The 18,111-nt window shown below is 42.8% G+C and carries 15 protein-coding genes and 1 pseudogene; 5 read left to right on the top strand and 11 right to left on the bottom strand.

The genetic code is table 11. The features are described 5' to 3' along the window. The 4 genes from A2517_RS11055 to dnaA form a co-directional block, all read right to left on the bottom strand. A partial coding sequence (locus tag A2517_RS11055; RefSeq protein WP_294897003.1) for a diguanylate cyclase occupies nt 1-925 on the bottom strand: 925 nt, incomplete at its 3' end. A gap of 5 nt (nt 926-930) precedes the next feature. Continuing rightward, a complete protein-coding gene (gene gyrB / locus A2517_RS11050; protein WP_294897001.1) occupies nt 931-3,246 on the bottom strand; it encodes a DNA topoisomerase (ATP-hydrolyzing) subunit B in 2,316 nt (771 codons plus the stop codon). Nucleotides 3,247-3,362: 116 nt separating this feature from the next. After that, nucleotides 3,363-4,430: a DNA polymerase III subunit beta gene (gene dnaN, locus A2517_RS11045; RefSeq protein WP_294896999.1), complete on the bottom strand. Its 1,068-nt coding sequence runs from the start codon at nt 4,428-4,430 to the stop codon at nt 3,363-3,365. 193 nt (nt 4,431-4,623) lie between these two features. Further along, nucleotides 4,624-5,952: a chromosomal replication initiator protein DnaA gene (dnaA, locus tag A2517_RS11040; protein ID WP_294896997.1), complete on the bottom strand. Its 1,329-nt coding sequence runs from the start codon at nt 5,950-5,952 to the stop codon at nt 4,624-4,626. 107 nt (nt 5,953-6,059) lie between these two features. Between dnaA and ruvC the strand changes: the two genes are divergently transcribed. Then, entirely contained in the window at nt 6,060-6,584 is a 525-nt protein-coding gene (gene ruvC / locus A2517_RS11035) for a crossover junction endodeoxyribonuclease RuvC (RefSeq protein WP_294896996.1), read from the top strand. A gap of 522 nt (nt 6,585-7,106) precedes the next feature. Next, entirely contained in the window at nt 7,107-8,831 is a 1,725-nt protein-coding gene (locus A2517_RS11030; protein ID WP_294896995.1) for a lysophospholipid acyltransferase family protein, read from the top strand. Here the strand turns inward: A2517_RS11030 and A2517_RS11025 are convergent, their stop codons facing one another. Together A2517_RS11025 and A2517_RS11020 are read right to left on the bottom strand one after the other, a co-directional pair. Further along, nucleotides 8,832-9,752: an RluA family pseudouridine synthase gene (locus tag A2517_RS11025; RefSeq protein WP_294896993.1), complete on the bottom strand. Its 921-nt coding sequence runs from the start codon at nt 9,750-9,752 to the stop codon at nt 8,832-8,834. It abuts the gene before it with no gap. Nucleotides 9,753-9,756: 4 nt separating this feature from the next. Continuing rightward, nucleotides 9,757-10,671 (bottom strand): RluA family pseudouridine synthase, encoded by a 915-nt coding sequence (locus A2517_RS11020; RefSeq protein WP_294896992.1) that lies wholly within the window; start codon nt 10,669-10,671, stop codon nt 9,757-9,759. Between the two features lie 91 nt (nt 10,672-10,762). On the opposite strand from A2517_RS11020, the gene purB reads away from it, so the two are divergent. From purB to A2517_RS11005, 3 genes are all read left to right on the top strand, one after another. Then, nucleotides 10,763-12,091, top strand: coding sequence for an adenylosuccinate lyase (gene purB / locus A2517_RS11015; protein WP_294896990.1), 1,329 nt, complete (start codon nt 10,763-10,765; stop codon nt 12,089-12,091). Nucleotides 12,092-12,179: 88 nt separating this feature from the next. Then, nucleotides 12,180-14,546 (top strand): ribonucleoside-diphosphate reductase subunit alpha, encoded by a 2,367-nt coding sequence (locus A2517_RS11010; protein WP_294896988.1) that lies wholly within the window; start codon nt 12,180-12,182, stop codon nt 14,544-14,546. Further along, nucleotides 14,537-14,908 carry a hypothetical protein gene (locus tag A2517_RS11005; protein WP_294896986.1) on the top strand — a complete coding sequence of 124 codons (372 nt, stop codon included), beginning with the start codon at nt 14,537-14,539 and terminating at the stop codon, nt 14,906-14,908. Before A2517_RS11010 ends, A2517_RS11005 begins: the two co-directional genes overlap by 10 nt. 141 nt (nt 14,909-15,049) lie before the next feature. On the opposite strand, the gene A2517_RS11000 is transcribed toward A2517_RS11005, so the two are convergent. From A2517_RS11000 to A2517_RS10980, 5 genes and pseudogenes are all read right to left on the bottom strand, one after another. Continuing rightward, nucleotides 15,050-15,490 carry a low molecular weight protein-tyrosine-phosphatase gene (locus A2517_RS11000; RefSeq protein WP_294896984.1) on the bottom strand — a complete coding sequence of 147 codons (441 nt, stop codon included), beginning with the start codon at nt 15,488-15,490 and terminating at the stop codon, nt 15,050-15,052. 6 nt (nt 15,491-15,496) lie between these two features. Next, on the bottom strand, nt 15,497-16,147 hold the full coding sequence (locus A2517_RS10995; protein ID WP_294896982.1) for a tetratricopeptide repeat protein: 651 nt from the start codon (nt 16,145-16,147) through the stop codon (nt 15,497-15,499). Between the two features lie 69 nt (nt 16,148-16,216). Next, the gene (locus A2517_RS10990; protein WP_294896980.1) at nt 16,217-17,158 is read right to left on the bottom strand and encodes an RsmB/NOP family class I SAM-dependent RNA methyltransferase; all 942 of its coding nucleotides are present in this window, start codon (nt 17,156-17,158) and stop codon (nt 16,217-16,219) included. Next, nucleotides 17,155-17,802 carry a protein-L-isoaspartate(D-aspartate) O-methyltransferase gene (locus A2517_RS10985; RefSeq protein WP_294896978.1) on the bottom strand — a complete coding sequence of 216 codons (648 nt, stop codon included), beginning with the start codon at nt 17,800-17,802 and terminating at the stop codon, nt 17,155-17,157. Before A2517_RS10985 ends, A2517_RS10990 begins: the two co-directional genes overlap by 4 nt. Next, a pseudogene (locus A2517_RS10980) lies at nt 17,799-18,111 on the bottom strand (carbon-nitrogen hydrolase family protein); the annotation flags it as partial. The gene A2517_RS10985 and the pseudogene A2517_RS10980, both read right to left, overlap by 4 nt.

The raw sequence follows: 18,111 nt of genomic DNA, 5'->3' as shown, positions 1-18,111 counted from the left end.
ATACAAAATGCCTATTTTGGTTGTCACACATCCCCCCTACCATTTCGAGAACATCGCCCTCAAGGATACGCATTTTATTGAGTCGATTCAAAACAGGGATATATTGGCTTTGATGAATAAACCTATTGTGCGAATCAATCAGTTTGACTGTGGTATCGAAAATGGTATATTCATCACAACATACAGGCCAGAATCCGACTGAAAACTGTTTTTCTTCTAACGCTTCGAGTATCTCCTGTTCAAGCTCATTAATAGAATAATATTCCTCTTTTTCCACACCGATTCGGTTATTATGAAGCTCATACAAACGGCTAGTTAAGAGTTCTATATCATCTGAGAGGCGAGAATCAACCATAACCGCTTCCAACCGTATTTCAATCTCGTTATCGACATAATTTTGATATTTGCTCAAAAAAAGTTCAAGAAGGATACGGTATTTCTCTTTTTCTCCCGCTAGTAAAAGTAAAAAGTCTCCCCCTTTATACCGTCCGATAGGGAGTTTATCGATCCCTTTTTCACGGAAAAAATGATCTAATTTCAAAACCGTGCTTTTGAGGGCTCTGTCACCGTTTTTAATTCCGTAACGCTCATTAATGGACCATAAATTTTCAACGTTTATCATCATAATCGTCTGGGTGTTTTTTCGAAGTGCTTTGGCCGCTAACTTGAAAAAATAGTCTTGGGTAAAAGTGTGGGTTATTGAATCGGTGATATTCTCGTGGGAACTTTGATAAATAAGATAAAAAATAAAATAGACCATTATCCCCAACAGTGCTATTGATAATATCAATAATGAGGCAAACGTCGTATATTTCTGCGTAAGAAGGGCAAAGAGGGTAACCGAACTGAGAAAGAAGATAGGTAATCCCATCCGCAATGCTAAAGCAAAGCGGTGTTCCCTCTCTTTTTGCTCAGTATAGGTCATAAAAATTATATATCCAAATGCTTGACGTCTTTAGCATGCGTTTCGATATAGTTACGGCGCGGCTCGACGTCATCACCCATAAAGAGATTGAACGAATCACCCGCGGATTCAAAATCATCAATGGTAATGCGGAGCAATACACGGTTTTCAGGAGTCATTGTTGTTTCCCAAAGCTGTTCAGGATTCATCTCCCCGAGACCTTTGTAGCGTTGGATGTAAGAGCCTTTCTTCGCATAATCGGTGATTTGGGTCAGTAACTCCAATAAATCACCCTTCAACGGCAAGTTCCAATCTTGAATTTTTTGGAAAATGTAATTGGCTTCAGCAAAATGAGGAGAAGCAAAAAGTTCATCATTGATATGCAACTCTTCCAATCCCTCTTTAGTTTGAACGAAGAGGTGCATATCTTCATCACTCACACTTTTAGAGAGGATGTTATTGCCTTGAGCCGTTAAGAATGTTTCGACTTTGGTATACATCTCTTTAAGCGGCAATGCAATCAAATCCGGATTTTCAATGAAATAACGGATCAATTCAACGAGTGCATAACGACGCTCTAACGCATCGAGGGTACTGCGGTAATGGTCAACCATTTTGAAGAAAGAGACAAGGTCGTTAACACCTACATTTAACTCTTCTGATTCTAACGCTTCGATACCGTTTTCGATCAAGAAGGCATTCATAACGCGGTCATCTTTAAAGTAAATCTCTTTTTTCCCTTTTTTATAGCGATACAATGGAGGCTGTGCCAAATAAAGGTAGCCGTTTTCAACGATTTTCGGCAAATAACGGAAGAAGAAGGTCAATAACAATGTTTGAATATGGCTACCGTCGACGTCGGCATCGGTCATGATGATGATCTTGTGGTAACGGAGTTTATCTTCGTTAAACTCTTCACCGATTCCGCAGCCGAGCGCGGTGATCATGTTTGTGATCTCTTCGGATTTTAGAATTTTATCGAGACGTGCTTTTTCAACGTTAAGAATTTTACCTTTGAGCGGCAAAATCGCTTGGAAAACGCGGTCACGTCCTTGTTTAGCCGAACCGCCCGCAGAGTCCCCTTCCACCAGATAAAGTTCGCTGATTGCAGGGTCTTTGCTTTGACAGTCTGCCAATTTACCCGGCAAGGTTCCCACCGTCATAGCATCTTTACGACGGGTGAGTTCGCGCGCTTTTTTAGCCGCTTCGCGTCCGCGTGCCGCCATAAGAGCTTTTTGGATGATGGCTTTGGCTTGAATCGGGTTCTCTTCGAAATATTTGGTCAGTTTTTCGTAGGTTACTTTTTGAACCAACGGTCGAACATAGGTATTTCCGAGTTTCCCTTTGGTTTGACCCTCAAACTGCGGTTCCGGTACACGAACGGAGACAACACAGATAAGACCCTCAGAGACATCTTCACCCGATAATGGGATATCTTTCTCTTTAGCGTTACCGTTTTGTTTGTTATAGTTGGAGATAACACGGGTAAGTCCCGCACGGAAACCGGCTTCGTGAGTACCGCCGTTAGGGGTATTGATGTTATTGACAAACGTGAACATTTTTTCGTCATAACTGTCGTTATACATCACGGCGATATCCATCTCGATATCTTCGATTTTTTCACTGAATGCAAACGGAGAGGCTACAACTACTTTTTTATTCACATCGGTAACGAATTGGCTGATACCGCCCTCGAAGTGATAGGTATTGCTGGCGCCGTTACGGTCATCTTTGAAAACGATGGTAATACGCGGATTGAGATACGCGAGCTCGCGGAAACGTTTTGCCAAATAGTCGTAATCGAAGATAATGGTTTCAGTAAAGATGGAAGGATCCGGAAAAAATTCGATTGTTGTTCCACGTTTACGGGTTGTTCCGGTAACCGCTAACGGCTCTTGAGGGATACCGCATTTGAAATTTTGTTCAAACGATTGACCCTCACGGAAAATAGTCATTTTCAAATCTGATGAGAGTGCATTAACAACCGATACCCCTACCCCGTGCAAACCGCCCGAGACTTTATAGGTATCTTTGTCAAACTTACCACCGGCATGCAATACGGTCAAAACAACCGTAGCCGCTGATATTCCCTCCGTCGGGTGCATATCGGTCGGAATACCGCGACCGTTATCGCTGACGACTGCAGTGCCGTTTTTAGTTAACGTTACCGTGATCGTATCACAATGCCCTGCCATCGCTTCATCGATAGAGTTATCAACGACTTCGTAGATTAGATGATGAAGCCCGCGATGACCGGTATCACCGATGTACATACCGGGTCGTTTTCGAACGGCTTCGAGACCTTTGAGGACTTTAATATTACTAGCACCGTAATTTTCCATAGTTGCTCCAGCTTTTAAGCGTGTTTAATGCTTTATTTTACCGTAGTGAAACTAAAAAATAGGTTTTATGAGGAATAACCCCTAAAAAGGGGAGAGAAAGAGAGAAAAAAAATAGATTAAATCACAATCGGCATTACGATAGTTTTAAAATTTTGATCTTTTAAAACAAACGGTTGATTCGATTCATTGGCTTCGAGGGTGAATTCAGTACTATTGACTTGAGATAAGAAATCCAAAATATAGCGGCTGTTAATCGCGAGAATAAACGGTGTTTCAAATCCGTTTTCTATTTCTACCGTTGTTTTTGCTTCGATATTGTCGTCACTCAAACTTTCAAATAAAATAGCATCATGTTGGAAAGTGAGTTTCAGATCATTGGAAATAGTCGTAATTTGCTTGATAGCGGTCACTATGACGCTTTTTGGAAGGGTTAGAACACGTTGAGCGTCTTTAGGGATAATTCGGCTGTAATCAGGGAATTTACCGTTAATGAGTTTAGTATAAAAAAGAGAGTCTTCGGATTTGATTATGAGATGGGTATTGTCATAATAAATTTCAATGTTATCGGTAAAAAGTTTTTGTATTTCGATAATCGCTTTTTTAGGGACAATGATGGAGAGTTCTGCATCATTCTGACTCTCTATGTGAACAAGAGCGAGACGTCTGGTATCGGTAGAAACAAAATTGATCTGATTGCTTTTAATATCGATCAATGCACCGTTAAGTTCAAATTTCGGATTATTGGTATCCGTTGCAGGAGTTATTTTTTTCAATGACTCAATCAAAAGATGTGAATTGATTGCAATGTTTGGTTTTCCATCTGTTGTCGGGAATGCTGGAAATTCTGAACTTTTATAGGTAGGGAGTTTAAAATTCGATCTTTTTTGTCGAATAAGGAGTGTATCTTTATCAAGAGTGAGTTCAACTTCTTCATCTTTGAGGATACGGATAATATCAAGAAGCTTTTTACCGTTTGCGGTAAGGGAACCGGGTTCTTCTACACTGAGTGAATTGGTTTGAATAGAGAGACCTATTTCATAATCAGTAGCTTTAGCGGTAAGGGTTCTGCCATCTGTTGAAAGTAGAATATGGGAAGTAATTTGTGATGTATCTTTTTTCTCTAAAAAAGGTTGAAGATGAAGAAGGATATTTTCCAAGACCGACTTGTCAATGGTGATTTTCATAAAAGACTCCTTTTATTATATAAAGCATTAATTATAATAGTTAGTAATAAGGGGGTGTGAATGGGTGAAAACACACCATTAACTCCCATCTCTCCTGCATTGGTGATGTGATGAACCGATTCTCTTTCATTCACATCTATTCACTTATGTACGAATTATAGCTTTTTTAAAAGGGCTTTACAAACCAAATAATTTATTCAGGCGTTGCAACTGAGACTTTATTGGAGAGTTCTTCTATTTTAACTCGGAAATCTTCATCGTTTTTCATTAACTCTTGAATTTTTTTCATGGTATGACTAACTGCCGTGTGATCTTTCATTCCGAAATATTGAGCGAGTTGAGGCATTGAATTCGGTGTTAGTGAACGTGAAAGATAGATAGCAATTCGGCGGGCGTAAACGATGTTGCTATTACGGCTTTTTGAACGGATTTCACTGGGTTTGATATTGAGCTCTTTCGCCACGGTTTCCATAATAAGGTCAGTGGTAATATTGCTCCGTTTTTCTGCCATTTGCTCTTTGAGGACGTTTCGGGCAAATTCGATCGTGATATCGACACCCATAAGTTGTGAATAGGCATTGAGTTTAGAGAGGATACCTTCGATTTCACGGGTGTTATTTTCGATAATCGTCGCGACGTAGTTGATCACTTCACGGTCGAGCTTGACACGGTTAATCTCACATTTTTTCTTAATGATTTCGATCTTCGTTTCGAGTTCGGGAGGTTGGATATCGGCAACAAGACCCGATTCAAAACGGCTTTTGAGCCGTTCTTCGAGTCCTCCGATTTTTTTAGGGGGTTTATCGGAGGTAATAATGATTTGCTTATTTTCATTACGAAGCGCATCAAAGGTGTGAAAGAACTCTTCTTGGATTTGATTTTTGTTGCTGAGAAATTGGATATCGTCGATGAGGAGCAAATCACATTTACGGTATTTGTCTTTGAACCGATCCATAGTGCGATTACTGAGATGGCGTGAAAAATCATTTAAAAATTGTTCTACTGAGGTATAAATAACCGTTTTTCCCTGTGCCAACATTACATTACCGACCGATTGCATCAGATGGGTTTTACCTAAACCGACACCTCCGTAGATAAAGAGGGGATTATAAACAACACCCGGCTTTTCGCTTACATTTTTAGCGGCGATAAACGCAAAATTATTGGAATCTCCTACAACAAAGTTTTGAAACGTATAAGAGGGATTCAGTAAAGAACCGCCGGAACGCTCTAAATTAGCAGGTACAGAAGCATTCTGAGTAGATGTAGGGATAGTTGAAGATTGGATCAAAATTGATACGGTAGGTTTGATATTGGTTTTAATTTCGAACAGATGAGCAATTTTATCGGCAAATTTAGTTCGAACCCAGTTGGCTATTAGAGCATTGGGGACACGAAAAATAGCCAAGTTACTTTTTGATTCAGCTTCATCATAGGTGAGTTGTTTGATGTAGCGTTGGTAGTCGATCTCATTGATCTCCCCTTTGAGTGCATTCAAAACCTGTTTACCGATCGAATTCATCTTTTCCCTTCGTGTGAATAGTGATGTGAATAATACCGATATTTGCCTATAATTAGGATCAAAGAAATGGTGAATATCTTTTATTCACCCATGTGAATAGGAAAAAAATGAATATTTTAGGTATCGATCCCGGAACTCGAAATTGCGGATATGCGATTGTGGCCATTGAGGGTCAAAAAATACGACTTATCGAAGCAGGACTTATTAAAATAAAAGCCGAAGCACTTCAATACCAAATTCCCCAAGTGGCAGAAGCAATCGAACAACTTTTCGCTGCCCATAAAATTGATGAAGTAGCCATGGAAGATATTTTTTATGCCCATAATCCTAAAACGGTGCTAAAGCTCGCTCAGTTTCGCGGAGCAATAACGTTGAAGCTTTTACAGGAGTATGGAATGTTTGCCGAATATACGCCGTTGCAGGTTAAAAAAGCGTTGACGGGAAAAGCGAAAGCGGCAAAAGAGCAAGTGGCATTTATGGTAAAACAGATTCTAGGGATTACAAAAGAGATAAAACCGCTGGATATTACCGATGCTATGGCAGTAGCAATAACGCATGCACAAAGGGTAAAACTCGATTTGAATAAAAAAGCGCAAGAATCACGAAAGAGCAGTATTAAAATTATAGGATAGAAAAAGGATAAGCGACCAACACACCAGGAAGGTCGCTAAGTCAGAAGTGTATCGAAAGAGTCTTAGACTCCCTTAATAATTTTCGATTGATGAGCGACTTAAGTGTTACTCTCTGTTAACCCCCTAAAAGATTTCTGAATTCCAAAAAAATAGTTCATTTTTTTCCTAAGTGTGTAATATTCACACTGTGAGAGGATTGTGAATAACTAAACCCCTTTATTACGGGAAATGATGAAAAAATCTTCTCCACTTCAGAAATTCTTTATCTAAATATACCCTGAATCACTCTTCCTTTATATAGCCTGAAATCCCTATTTTTAGGGCTTTAAGAGAATTTAACCTCTTTAATAATCAATTAAGCCATTGTTATAAAAAGTTATTCACATAAATTGAGAATTTTTTTCATTATCAGAAGGTAATCTTTACGTAATCAAAACGTAATCACTCTGAAATTAACATGATTTACCGTTTCATAAAAAGAAGCACATAGCATTTCTATGTACTTTTATAAAGGGAAATCCAATGGTTAGTGCAGAATATATTTTACGCAAAGAACATCCGAAACTGTTTCGATATCCAACGGTGATAAAAAAAACGATTGTTGGATTAACCCGTCTGCTTCTTCATGAAAAATCGATTAACCGCTTTATGGAGATTCATCAAGAGAAAAGCGGATTAGAATTTATTGATGCTGTTTTGGAACATTTAAATGTTTCGTATAAAACCGTTCATAAACAGATCGAAAACATTCCTACGATGGGTAAAGTAATAATTGTTGCCAATCATCCTTTAGGGGCGTTAGATGCCCTTTGTTTGATTCAGATGGTATGCTCAGTTCGTCAAGACAAAAAAGTGAAAATTGTTGCCAATCGTATGTTAGGTGAAATTACACAACTCAAAGAGTATATGATTGGTGTGGACAATATAAATGATAGAGTTTCCAAATATGCCCTACAGCAGATTGATAAGGCGTTGCAAGCTGAGGAAGCCGTTATCTTTTTCCCCTCAGGTGAAGTTTCCCGTGCTGGATTATTCGGTATCAAAGAAGGTACTTGGAAAGGGGGATTTATTAAATTTGCCAAGCGCAATACCACACCGATTCTCCCTATCTATATAAAAGGGAAAAATAGCCCACTCTTTTATCTCCTCTCATGGGTTTATAAACCGCTTGGTGGATTGCTACTCAGTCATGAAATATTTGCCGCACGTAACCGTGTATTTGATTTTACCATCGGGGAGATGGTGAGTGAAAAAGCACTCAGCGATTTTAATCTCACGGAAAAAAGACATGCAAAATTATTTCGAAAACATCTTCTCCGAATTGCTCAAGGGAAAAAAGGGATCTATCCGACAGAGTGTTCAATTGCCCATCCGGTTTCTCGTCAAGAGCTTAGAGCTGAACTTCGTAAAGGGGAGTTGTTAGGATTAACGAGCGATAACAAAGAAATTTATCTTATCGAACAAGAAAATGCTCCGAACATACTCAATGAGATTGGGCGCCTCAGAGAGTACTCTTTTCGAAAAGTAGGAGAAGGGAGTGGTCATGCACGCGATATCGATGCGTATGATCGTTATTATCACCATTTGGTATTATGGGACGATGAAGCGTTAGAGATTGCAGGAGCGTATCGTATCGGCGAATGCGAATGGATTCTCTCTTGGCTGGGGCGAGAGGGACTTTATATGTCTGATTTGTGCACGATGAATGAGCAGTTTGATACGGTATTGGAGGATGCAATAGAGTTGGGACGCAGTTTTGTGCAGCCGAAATATTGGGGAAGCAGAGCGTTGGATTATTTGTGGCAAGGGATCGGTGCGTATCTCAGTCATAATCCGCATATTAAATATATGATGGGACCGGTGAGTATTTCAGGGAGTTTTCCTAAACATGCGCAAGAGGCATTGGTCTATTTTTATACCCTCTATTTCGGTGCAAATCATACGATGGTAAAAGCCAAATCCCCTTTTCGCTTATCCGATTATGTTCAGGAAGAGTTCAAAATACTCTTCAGTGGTGAGAATTACAGTGAGGATTTTAGAGTGCTCAAAGACTATCTCAAAGCGTTGGATGTCTCTGTCCCTACCCTCTATAAACAATACAGTGAACTGTGTGAAGAGGGGGGCGTTCAGTTTATGGATTTTGGAATCGATACCGATTTTAACAACTGTATCGACGGCTATATTCTTGTCGATATCCGTAAAATAAAAGAGGCGAAGCGGCAGCGCTATATTAATAACGCTACCTGATTACCCTCTTGAAATACCCATCGCCTCAAAGCACTCTTGTATAAAATCTTTCTCAGAGACAATGCAAAAATGCTCATTTTCATACGTAAATTCAAGTGAATGGGCATGAAGTAACAACCGAGTTGATCCCCCTATTCTCAATCGATCCTCGGGTGACAACTCTTTTTTTATAAACTGTGTGACCTCTTCTTCATCAGGGCCGTAGACAGGGTCACCGACAATCGGATGTTTCACGTGGAACAAATGAACCCGTATTTGATGGGTACGTCCCGTAAGCGGTGAGGCTTCTACGAGTGTCATATCGTACTGTGGAAAGTAACGAAGCGGTTTAATAATGGTATGGGCAGGTTTCCCTTTAGGGTCAACTTTAACAACCATACTGATCAAAAGATTGGGATGGTCAATTCGAAATAGAGGTTCTTGAATATCAATTTGCTCCTTTACCTCCCCTCTTACCATCGCAAGATATTTCTTGGTTATAGCACGTTCTGAGAATAACCTCTTTAAAACAGATTCGCTGTTTTTATGACGAGAGATTAAAACCAATCCGCTCGTCTCTTGATCGATACGATGGGTTGCGTTAGCATCCTCACCGAATTGATGTTTTATCTCATCATTCAACGTATAGGGAGATTGTCGGCTATGGGGGTGAACACTCAAACCGCTCGGTTTGTCATACACTGCAAAGTCGTTAGCAACAAACATCGGTTTGAATCCTCGGGTAACGGGTTCAAAACAGATGAATTCACAATCGCCTTCAACAAAGCCGAATTGATCACACATAACGATACCGTCTTGGGTGAGACGTCCTCTGGCAATCAGACGTTGTCCTTCACTTCGTGAGAGTCCAAGTTCTTTTATTAAAAAGGGCAGTGCCATTTGACGTTCAGGCGAATGCAATTTTTTGGTGATGAACGGCATGGATTTATTTCTCTTTCATCGCATCGAAACACTGAGATACAAAATCTTCTTTGGAGATAACATGGTAAGGAATCTCATTGTAGGTAAATTCTAGTGAATGGGCATGTAGTAATAGACGTGATGCGCCGGTATTGATAAAGCGTTCCTCGTTAGACATCTCTCTATCTAAAAAGCGGACAGCGTCATTTTCGTCTTGTCCATAAATCGGATCACCGACAATCGGATGTTTCACGTGGAACAAATGAACCCGTATCTGATGCTGACGCCCCGTAAACGGAGAGGCTTCAACAAGAGTCGCATTAATATCGGGAAAATATTCCAGAGGCTTTATAAAGGTTCGAGAGGGCTTTCCTTCAGGATGAACGCGCACAATCATACGGATAATAGAACTAGCATCTTCACGACGCAGCAGAGGCTCCTCTATATCGAGAGGCTCTGCCAGATGTCCTCTAACCATTGCTAAATATTTTTTTGTAATTTGGCGCTCTTCAAACATCATCTTTAAAGAACGTTCGGATACTTTATTTCGAGCGGCTAGAACCAAACCGCTTGTCTCTTGATCAATCCGATGGGTAATGTTAGCGTCATGTCCGAAACGGTGTTTGATCTCATCGTTGAGAGAGTACGGAGTGTGTCTGTTTTGAGGATGGACGAGAAGACCGCTCGGTTTATCATAGACGGCAAATTCTTCTTCGACAAACGTAGGTTCTAGTCCTAACGTCAAAGGTTCAAAACAAATAAAATCAAAAGTCCCTTCGATAAACCCCGCATTGTTCGCCATCACTTCTCCCTCTTGTGAAAGACGCCCTTTAGCAATTAAACGTTGCGCTTCGCTTTGGGTTATCCCTAACTCTTGCATTAAAAAGCGAAACGCTTTTTGACGAGTCGGAGAGTGAAGTTGTTTGGTAATGAAGGGCAATTTAATTCCTTTTTAGGGAGGGTTAGATAGACTAAAGATATAGTTTAAGCGCGATATATAAAGCGCATTTTAGCATAGTAAGGAAGCAGATATGGTAGATCGTTACGCCAGAGAAGAGATGAAATCCAAATGGAGTATCCAAGCAAAATATCAAGCGTGGCTCGATGTTGAAAAGGCGGTTGTCGTTGCGTGGAATAAATTGGGTCTCATCCCCGATGAAGATGCAGAGAAAATCGTTAAGAACGCAGGATTCTCTGTAGAGCGTATTGATGAGATCGAAGCGATCACTCGTCACGATTTGATTGCATTTACGACATCCGTTTCAGAAACTCTCGGAGAAGAGAGTCGCTGGTTCCATTATGGTATGACAAGTTCAGATACGGTTGATACGGCTGTCGCATTACAAATGCGTGATTCATTGGAATTGATTATCGAAGATGTCAAAATGGTTATGGCCTCGATTAAAACAAGAGCCGAAGAGCATAAGATGACTTTAATGGTGGGACGCTCACATGGTATTCACGGCGAGCCGATTACGTTTGGTTTGGTGTTAGCGGTTTGGTACGATGAGATGGCGCGCCATTTGACAAACTTGGAACAAACAATGGAAGTGATCTGTGTCGGTCAAGTTTCAGGGGCGATGGGAAATTTTGCTCACGCACCGTTAGAACTTGAAGAGTATACGTGTGAAGCGTTAGGGCTTAAATCAGCTCCTGCGTCAAACCAAGTTATCCAACGTGATCGTTATGCACGTCTCGCTTCGGCGCTCGCATTGATGGCAAGCTCGATCGAGAAATTTGCGGTACAGGTTCGTCACTGGCAACGCACTGAAGTGTATGAGTGTGAAGAGTTTTTCGCTAAAGGGCAAAAAGGCTCAAGCGCAATGCCTCACAAGCGTAATCCGATTTTGACTGAAAACATAACAGGGTTAGCGCGGATGGTTCGTGCCTATGTTATCCCTGCGATGGAAAACGTAGCGTTATGGCATGAGCGTGATATCTCTCACAGCTCAACTGAGCGTTTCTGGTTGCCGGACAGTTTTGTCACGAGCGATTTCATGCTTCACCGTTTTAACAGTGTTATTGCTAACCTCGTTGTCTATCCTGAAAACATGATGCGTAATCTCAACCTAACCGGCGGTTTGGTTTTTTCTCAACGTGTTTTACTCGAACTTCCTCTTAAAGGGGTAAGTCGTGAAGATGCGTACCGCATTGTTCAACGCAATGCGATGAAAGTATGGGAGGGGTTGCAACAAGGAAACAGTGCCGTTAATGAAAAAGGGGAATCCCTCTATCTTCAATATTTGTTAGCGGATGAAGAATTACGTAACTCTTTGAGTGAAGAGGCAATTCGTGAATGTTTCAACTTTGATTACTATACTAAAAATGTGGATAAAATTTTTGCACGGGTGTTTAAATAATTATCATAAAAATAGTTTTTTTTGACATAAGAAACAATACAATATTCAGTGATTATAATACAGCTTTTAGAGAGTGTGAGGAAGAAAAATGTTAACTATTGTTAAACGTAACGGACGTCGTGAGCCGTTAGATATTACGAAGATTCAAAAATATACGTCTGCTGCCGTAAAGGGACTGATTAATGTTTCGCAAAGCGAGTTGGAGGTGGATGCCCAAATCCAGTTTCGTGACGGGATTAACAGCAATGAGATTCAGCATACCCTTATTAAAACAGCAGTCGATAAGATCGATATCGATTCTCCTAACTGGACCTTTGTAGCGTCTCGTCTCTTCTTGTACGATTTATACCATCGTGTAAACGGTTTTACAGGATACGGAAGCTTAGAGAGCTACTTTGAACGTGGTGAAGCCGAAGGGCGCATTCTTCTTGGTCTTAGAGATAAATACAATTTAGCAGATTTAGATGCGTACATCGTCCCTGAGCGCGATTTAGAGTTTAACTACCTCGGCGTTAAAACATTGTATGACCGCTATTTGATCAAAGACCGTCAAGGCGATCCGATTGAACTCCCTCAGCATATGTTTATGGCTGTCGCGATGTTCTTAGCACAAAACGAGTCTGATCGTCAGGGTTGGGCGAAAAAGTTCTACGATATGATGTCTAAATTCGAAGTGATGATGGCAACCCCTACTCTCTCTAACGCCCGTACAAACCGTCATCAGCTTAGCTCGTGCTATATCGGCTCAGCTCCCGATAATATCGAAGGGATTTTTGATGCCTACAAAGAGATGGCATTGCTCTCTAAATTTGGCGGAGGGATCGGTTGGGATTGGACGCAGGTTCGCGCCATGGGATCGTTTATCGACGGACATAAAAACGCCGCCGGCGGAACCGTACCGTTTTTGAAAATCACCAACGACATCGCTATCGCGGTCGATCAGCTCGGAACTCGTAAAGGGGCTATCGCCGTCTATCTCGAGCCGTGGCACATGGATGTTAAAGATTTCCTTGATGTGAAGAAAAACTCAGGGGAAGAGCGACGACGTGCCCACGATTTATTTCCGGCATTGTGGATTAATGACATGTTTATGAAGCGTGTCGTCGAAGACGGAATCTGGACGATGTTCGATCCGTTTGATGTTAAAGAGCTTAGTGAGCTTTACGGAGCGGAGTTTGAAAAACGGTACCTTGAACTCGAACAAGATCCTGATATCGTAAAAGAGCACACAAAAGCAAAAGATTTATGGAAAAAAATCTTAACGTCGTACTTTGAAACGGGGAGTCCATTCTTGTGTTTCAAAGACAGTGCCAACCGTGCCAATCCGAATGACCATTTCGGTATTATCCGCAGCTCAAATCTGTGTACCGAAATTTTCCAAAACACTCAGCCGAACCACTATTTGATCAAAATCAAATACGAAGACGGATCGTTTGTGACGTATGAAGAAGATGAGATCGTTAAAGTCGACAGCGGAATCGAAAAACCGGCGAACAAAGTTACCGCCCTCGATTCCCTCGGCGGACGCCCGATCTATATCGTCGAAAAAGAGAAAGTGGACGGTGCGACGGCGGTATGTAACCTTGCATCCGTTAACCTCTCGCGTGTTCACACCAAAGAGGATATCGATCGCATCGTTCCCGTAGCGATTCGTGCTCTCGATAACGTCATTGATCTGAACTTCTATCCGTTGGAAAAAGTAAAACGGACTAACCTACGCAGCCGTGCCATCGGTTTGGGTGTAATGGGTGAAGCACAGATGCTCGCAGAGAACCACATCGTATGGGGAAGCCAAGAGCATTTCGATAAAGTCGATGAAGTGATGGAAGCGGTCAGTTATAACGCGATTCTCGCATCAAGTAATCTCGCTGTCGAAAAAGGGTCTTACGCTGAGTATCAGGGTTCTAAATGGAGCCGTGGAATCCTCCCGATGGATCACGCAACCGCAGAGGTACAAAATCTTGTGGATCGCGGCGGATTGTTTGCTCCGAATTATGAGTGGGATGAACTTCGTGAAACGATCAAAAAGCAGGGGATGCGTAACGGCTATCTGATGGCGATCGCACCGACGAGTTCTATCTCAATTCTTACAGGGACGACGCAGACGATTGAGCCGATCTACAAACGCAAGTGGTTTGAAGAGAATCTCTCAGGGCTTATTCCGGTTGTTGCGCCGAAACTGAGCCCTGATACGTGGGGATACTACACACCGGCGTATGATTTGGATCAAACGATCCTTGTCAAAGCGGCGGCAATCCGTCAAAAATGGATCGATCAGGGACAAAGTCTCAATATCTTTATCACCCTTGATCGTGCCAGCGGAAAATATCTCAACGATATCTATATGCTCGCATGGAAACTGGGTCTCAAATCGACCTACTATCTCCGTTCCCAATCACCGGAGCAAAAACAAGATACGGCGGATCGCTCAATGGAGTGTGAAGGGTGCCAGTAAAGCCCCTGAGCATCTCTACGCTCAAAAACCTATTGGAGCGTATCGATGCAGCTCGTCACGGTGAAATCCGCTCTCTAACTCCCCTCTCCCCTACTTCGATCGAAATTCGTTTCAGTGTTCAGGATATCGCGCGCGGTTATGATTGGATCGATGTGCTGTTTCGACTCGAGGGTGTGAGTGATGCCAAACTCGTGAGCGACAATGTTCTACGTGGTTTGGATATGAGCGAGGGGATAACGGTGGAGATGGATACGAACGGTTGTGTTTTAGCAATCGGGAACTACAGCGGTCGTGCTAATGAGGCGCCGTTTTATATCCTCGGTACCTCGATCGGTTACGAAGAACTCCCCTTTAGTGGCTAAAATGGGTCATCTTGTAGAATTTTTATTTGGTTTGATTTCTATAACGGGAACTCCAGACAAAAAAAGCAGTTTATTTTTTAAACGATTTTTTATCGGTGTTGTTTTTTTGATGGTATTGAGCGCGGTTGTTTATGTGATTACTCATAAGTGAGAATGTAAAAGCTCACAGACACAACTTTCTATCATCGTATAGACATGCTCAAACCCTTCAAAACCATCGAAAAAGTAGGGATCAGGTACATCTGCACCCTCATGTCCGTAATCCCCTAATTTGACCAAATTCTGACACCCTAACGATTTGAGATCGCGATAATTACTTTCATCCAATGCGACGATAAGATCAAAGGTGCTGAAATCGGCTTTTTTAACCTGACGGGCGCGAAGGTGGGAGATATCGATATCGTGTTTTTTGGCTACCGTTATGGAGTGTTTACACGGTGTTTCACCCACATGCCAGCTTCCTGTCCCCGCCGAATCGACGGCGATCGTGAGACTATCCTCCTCTATCAGTTTACGTGCTACCCCCTCGGCGATCGGTGAGCGGCAGATATTGCCGAGGCAAACAAAGAGGATGGATCTCATAAAAGGTTAGCTTCGTCGTTTTAGGAGAGGTTTGTTTGTACGGCTGTTTTCGCTTGCGACCGTTTTCCAAAGTTTCGGGAGATTGGAGGAGAGCTCTTGGCCACGGTAGAGTTCTGCTTCGGTGAGTTCGTAGTACATAGCATCGCGACTGACACGCGCCCAATCGCTCCCTTGTGCCGCAACGTAATTCCATAGGGCATAGGCGAGGGTATTGTTTGTTTTGACCCCTACTCCATTTTTGTAGAGCCATCCGAGGATGAGCTGAGCGTCCGAATTTCCATTTTTAGCCGCTATCTTAAATAAACGGGACGCCTCTTTATGATTTTGGGGGGTGCCGATCCCCTCTATCATCAAAACACCCAGTGCGACTTGAGAATCGGGATGATTTTTTTGCGCACCGATTTTAAACATACGGAGTGCTTCTTTGAAGTTAGCCGGGGTTCCAAAGCCACGGAGATTCATGATCCCCAAATAATAGAGAGATTGAACGCTCCCTTGCTGTGAGGCGGGGATAAGGGCTTTGCGTGCTTCGATGTAGTTTTCGTGGTAAAAAGCGGCTTCACCCTCTTTGGCTAATTGTTCGATGGATGAAGCGTGTAAGGATGAGAGACTTACGAGGAGTGACAAAAATGCTAAACCCATTTTACAATTTGACATAGTAAGCTCCCTCATCAAGGATAGTGTTATTTTACCATAATAGCTTAAGTTAAAAATAGAGAAATGAAATTACTCTATATTCTTTTCTAATAGACAGAGGAAAAATCCGTCAATAGTATCGGTCGGCAAAATGCGTACACCGTTTTGGATACGTTCATCAAAAACCTCTTTTCCCCAGCGCTTCAGAGGCTTTTGGACATTATCAAATGGCAATGTGAGGGGAATAGTCTTTAAATGCTCTCCATGGCGTTCTAAGAGATGCTGGAGAGGTATTTCATTCTCTTCGGGAGAAAACGAACAGGTGCAATAGAGGAGTTTTCCCCCCGGTTTGAGGGCATCGAATGCAGAGAGGAGCAAACGGCGTTGGAGACGGGAGGTCTCTTTCACTTTATGAATCGACCAAAACGACATCGATTTGGGTTCATGCGTTTTAAATCGTGCTTCGGAAGAACACGGGGCATCGAGCAAGATACGATCAAACATCTCAGGACATTTTTTTCCGATACTACGGCCGTCCGCCATATAGGTGTGGGCGTTGGTCACCCCTTGGGCGTCAAGATTGGCTTTGAGACGGAAGAAACGCTCTCGTGAGGGCTCAACGGCGGAGAGCCATCCGCTGTTTTGCATCATCCCTGCAAGCATCAGCGTTTTCCCTCCGGGGGCGGCAGCAAGGTCGAGCACCGTCTCATCAGGCTGTGGCGCAAGGAGCATAGGCGCGACCATAGATGCGAGATTTTGGATGTACAGACGTCCACCGTAAAAAGCGTCACTCTGGGTAAGGGGGAGTTTCTCTTCGGGAGAAATTCGATAAACCCCCTCCATCCATTCTACTCTCTCAAAGACAATGTCGGCAGATTTGAGTTCGGCTTCGAGCTCTGCGGGGGTTGTTTTGAGGGTGTTGACACGAAACGTGACCTGTTTAGGGGCGTCAAAAGTTTTGAGGATTGATTCAAATCGCTCATGTGGAACAATACGCTCTAAACGCTCACGAAACGCTTCGGGGAGACTCATTTTCGAACCACCCCATCCAGTACAGGGACGAAATCGCATATTTCGAGGGTATCTTCATGGATTACCCCCCCCTGCTTCGTAAAGCGTGTAATGACCTGTTCACGACCTTTGTCGATGGGAGCAATCAAAATCCCCCCCTCGCGAAGCTGATCGAAGAGTTTTTTTGGAATGGCGCGTGCCGATGCCGAAAACAAAATACGATCAAACGGGGCATATTGTTCCCAGCCGTTTTGACCGTCGTCCGTGCGGGTATGAATATTTCCCAGATGGAGGTGGCGAAAGCGCTCTTTTGCCTCCAAAAGAAGCGATTCGATACGCTCAATCGTAAAGACCCGACGGAAAACTTTGGACAATACCGCCGCTTGATAGCCGCTGCCGCATCCGATCTCGAGGACGCTGTCACACCCCTCAGGGCTTAGATACTGAGTCATTTTAGCAACCGTAAGCGGTGAGGAGATGTACTGCTGTGCCCCGATAGGGAGGGCGTCGAGGCGGTACGCGTTGTGGCGCATTGCCAGAGGGACAAACGCCTCGCGATTGGTATGGATAATCGCGTTTTTAACGAGTGGACGGAGGGGAAATTTCTTGGCAATTTCATCCGCCATACGGGTGGTTTTAATAATGGTGATTTTATCGATGCTCATTCTATTCCTACGTTGAGGTATCGGCGCATGGAGAGGATCGTGCGCTCTTCATAGTGTGAGGAGATACTCTCTTCGCCATTGTTGCGGATCTCTCCGCCAAAAGGGGTGATTATACCGCTCATTGCCGAAGTATCGGCGTTGGCAGCATCGGAAGCAATAACATAGCATTGGTTCATTAGGGCAAGCGCAGTGGTGAGGGTGACGAAGTGGTCGCTTCGCAGTTTCCCCCACTGTGCCGGAACGGCAATGATATCACACCCCTCCAACTGTTGCCAAAGCGCTTTAAATCGCAGTTCAAAGCAGATTAAA

The sequence above is a fragment of the Sulfuricurvum sp. RIFOXYD12_FULL_44_77 genome, from assembly GCF_001830725.1.
Lineage (GTDB): Bacteria > Campylobacterota > Campylobacteria > Campylobacterales > Sulfurimonadaceae > Sulfuricurvum > Sulfuricurvum kujiense_A.
This window is presented reverse-complemented; position numbering and strand designations above follow the sequence as displayed.

Bases quoted from the DNA above. Each gene is read 5' to 3' on its own strand.
- purB (WP_294896990.1), top strand. From the start codon at position 10,763: ATGGTAGATCGTTACGCCAGAGAAGAGATGAAATCCAAATGGAGTATC.
- gyrB (WP_294897001.1), bottom strand. From the start codon at position 3,246: ATGGAAAATTACGGTGCTAGTAATATTAAAGTCCTCAAAGGTCTCGAA.
- ruvC (WP_294896996.1), top strand. From the start codon at position 6,060: ATGAATATTTTAGGTATCGATCCCGGAACTCGAAATTGCGGATATGCG.
- dnaA (WP_294896997.1), bottom strand. From the start codon at position 5,952: ATGAATTCGATCGGTAAACAGGTTTTGAATGCACTCAAAGGGGAGATC.
- A2517_RS11025 (WP_294896993.1), bottom strand. From the start codon at position 9,752: ATGCCGTTCATCACCAAAAAATTGCATTCGCCTGAACGTCAAATGGCA.
- A2517_RS11010 (WP_294896988.1), top strand. From the start codon at position 12,180: ATGTTAACTATTGTTAAACGTAACGGACGTCGTGAGCCGTTAGATATT.
- A2517_RS11000 (WP_294896984.1), bottom strand. From the start codon at position 15,490: ATGAGATCCATCCTCTTTGTTTGCCTCGGCAATATCTGCCGCTCACCG.
- dnaN (WP_294896999.1), bottom strand. From the start codon at position 4,430: ATGAAAATCACCATTGACAAGTCGGTCTTGGAAAATATCCTTCTTCAT.
- A2517_RS11030 (WP_294896995.1), top strand. From the start codon at position 7,107: ATGGTTAGTGCAGAATATATTTTACGCAAAGAACATCCGAAACTGTTT.
- A2517_RS10985 (WP_294896978.1), bottom strand. From the start codon at position 17,802: ATGAGCATCGATAAAATCACCATTATTAAAACCACCCGTATGGCGGAT.
- A2517_RS10995 (WP_294896982.1), bottom strand. From the start codon at position 16,147: ATGTCAAATTGTAAAATGGGTTTAGCATTTTTGTCACTCCTCGTAAGT.
- A2517_RS10990 (WP_294896980.1), bottom strand. From the start codon at position 17,158: ATGAGTCTCCCCGAAGCGTTTCGTGAGCGTTTAGAGCGTATTGTTCCA.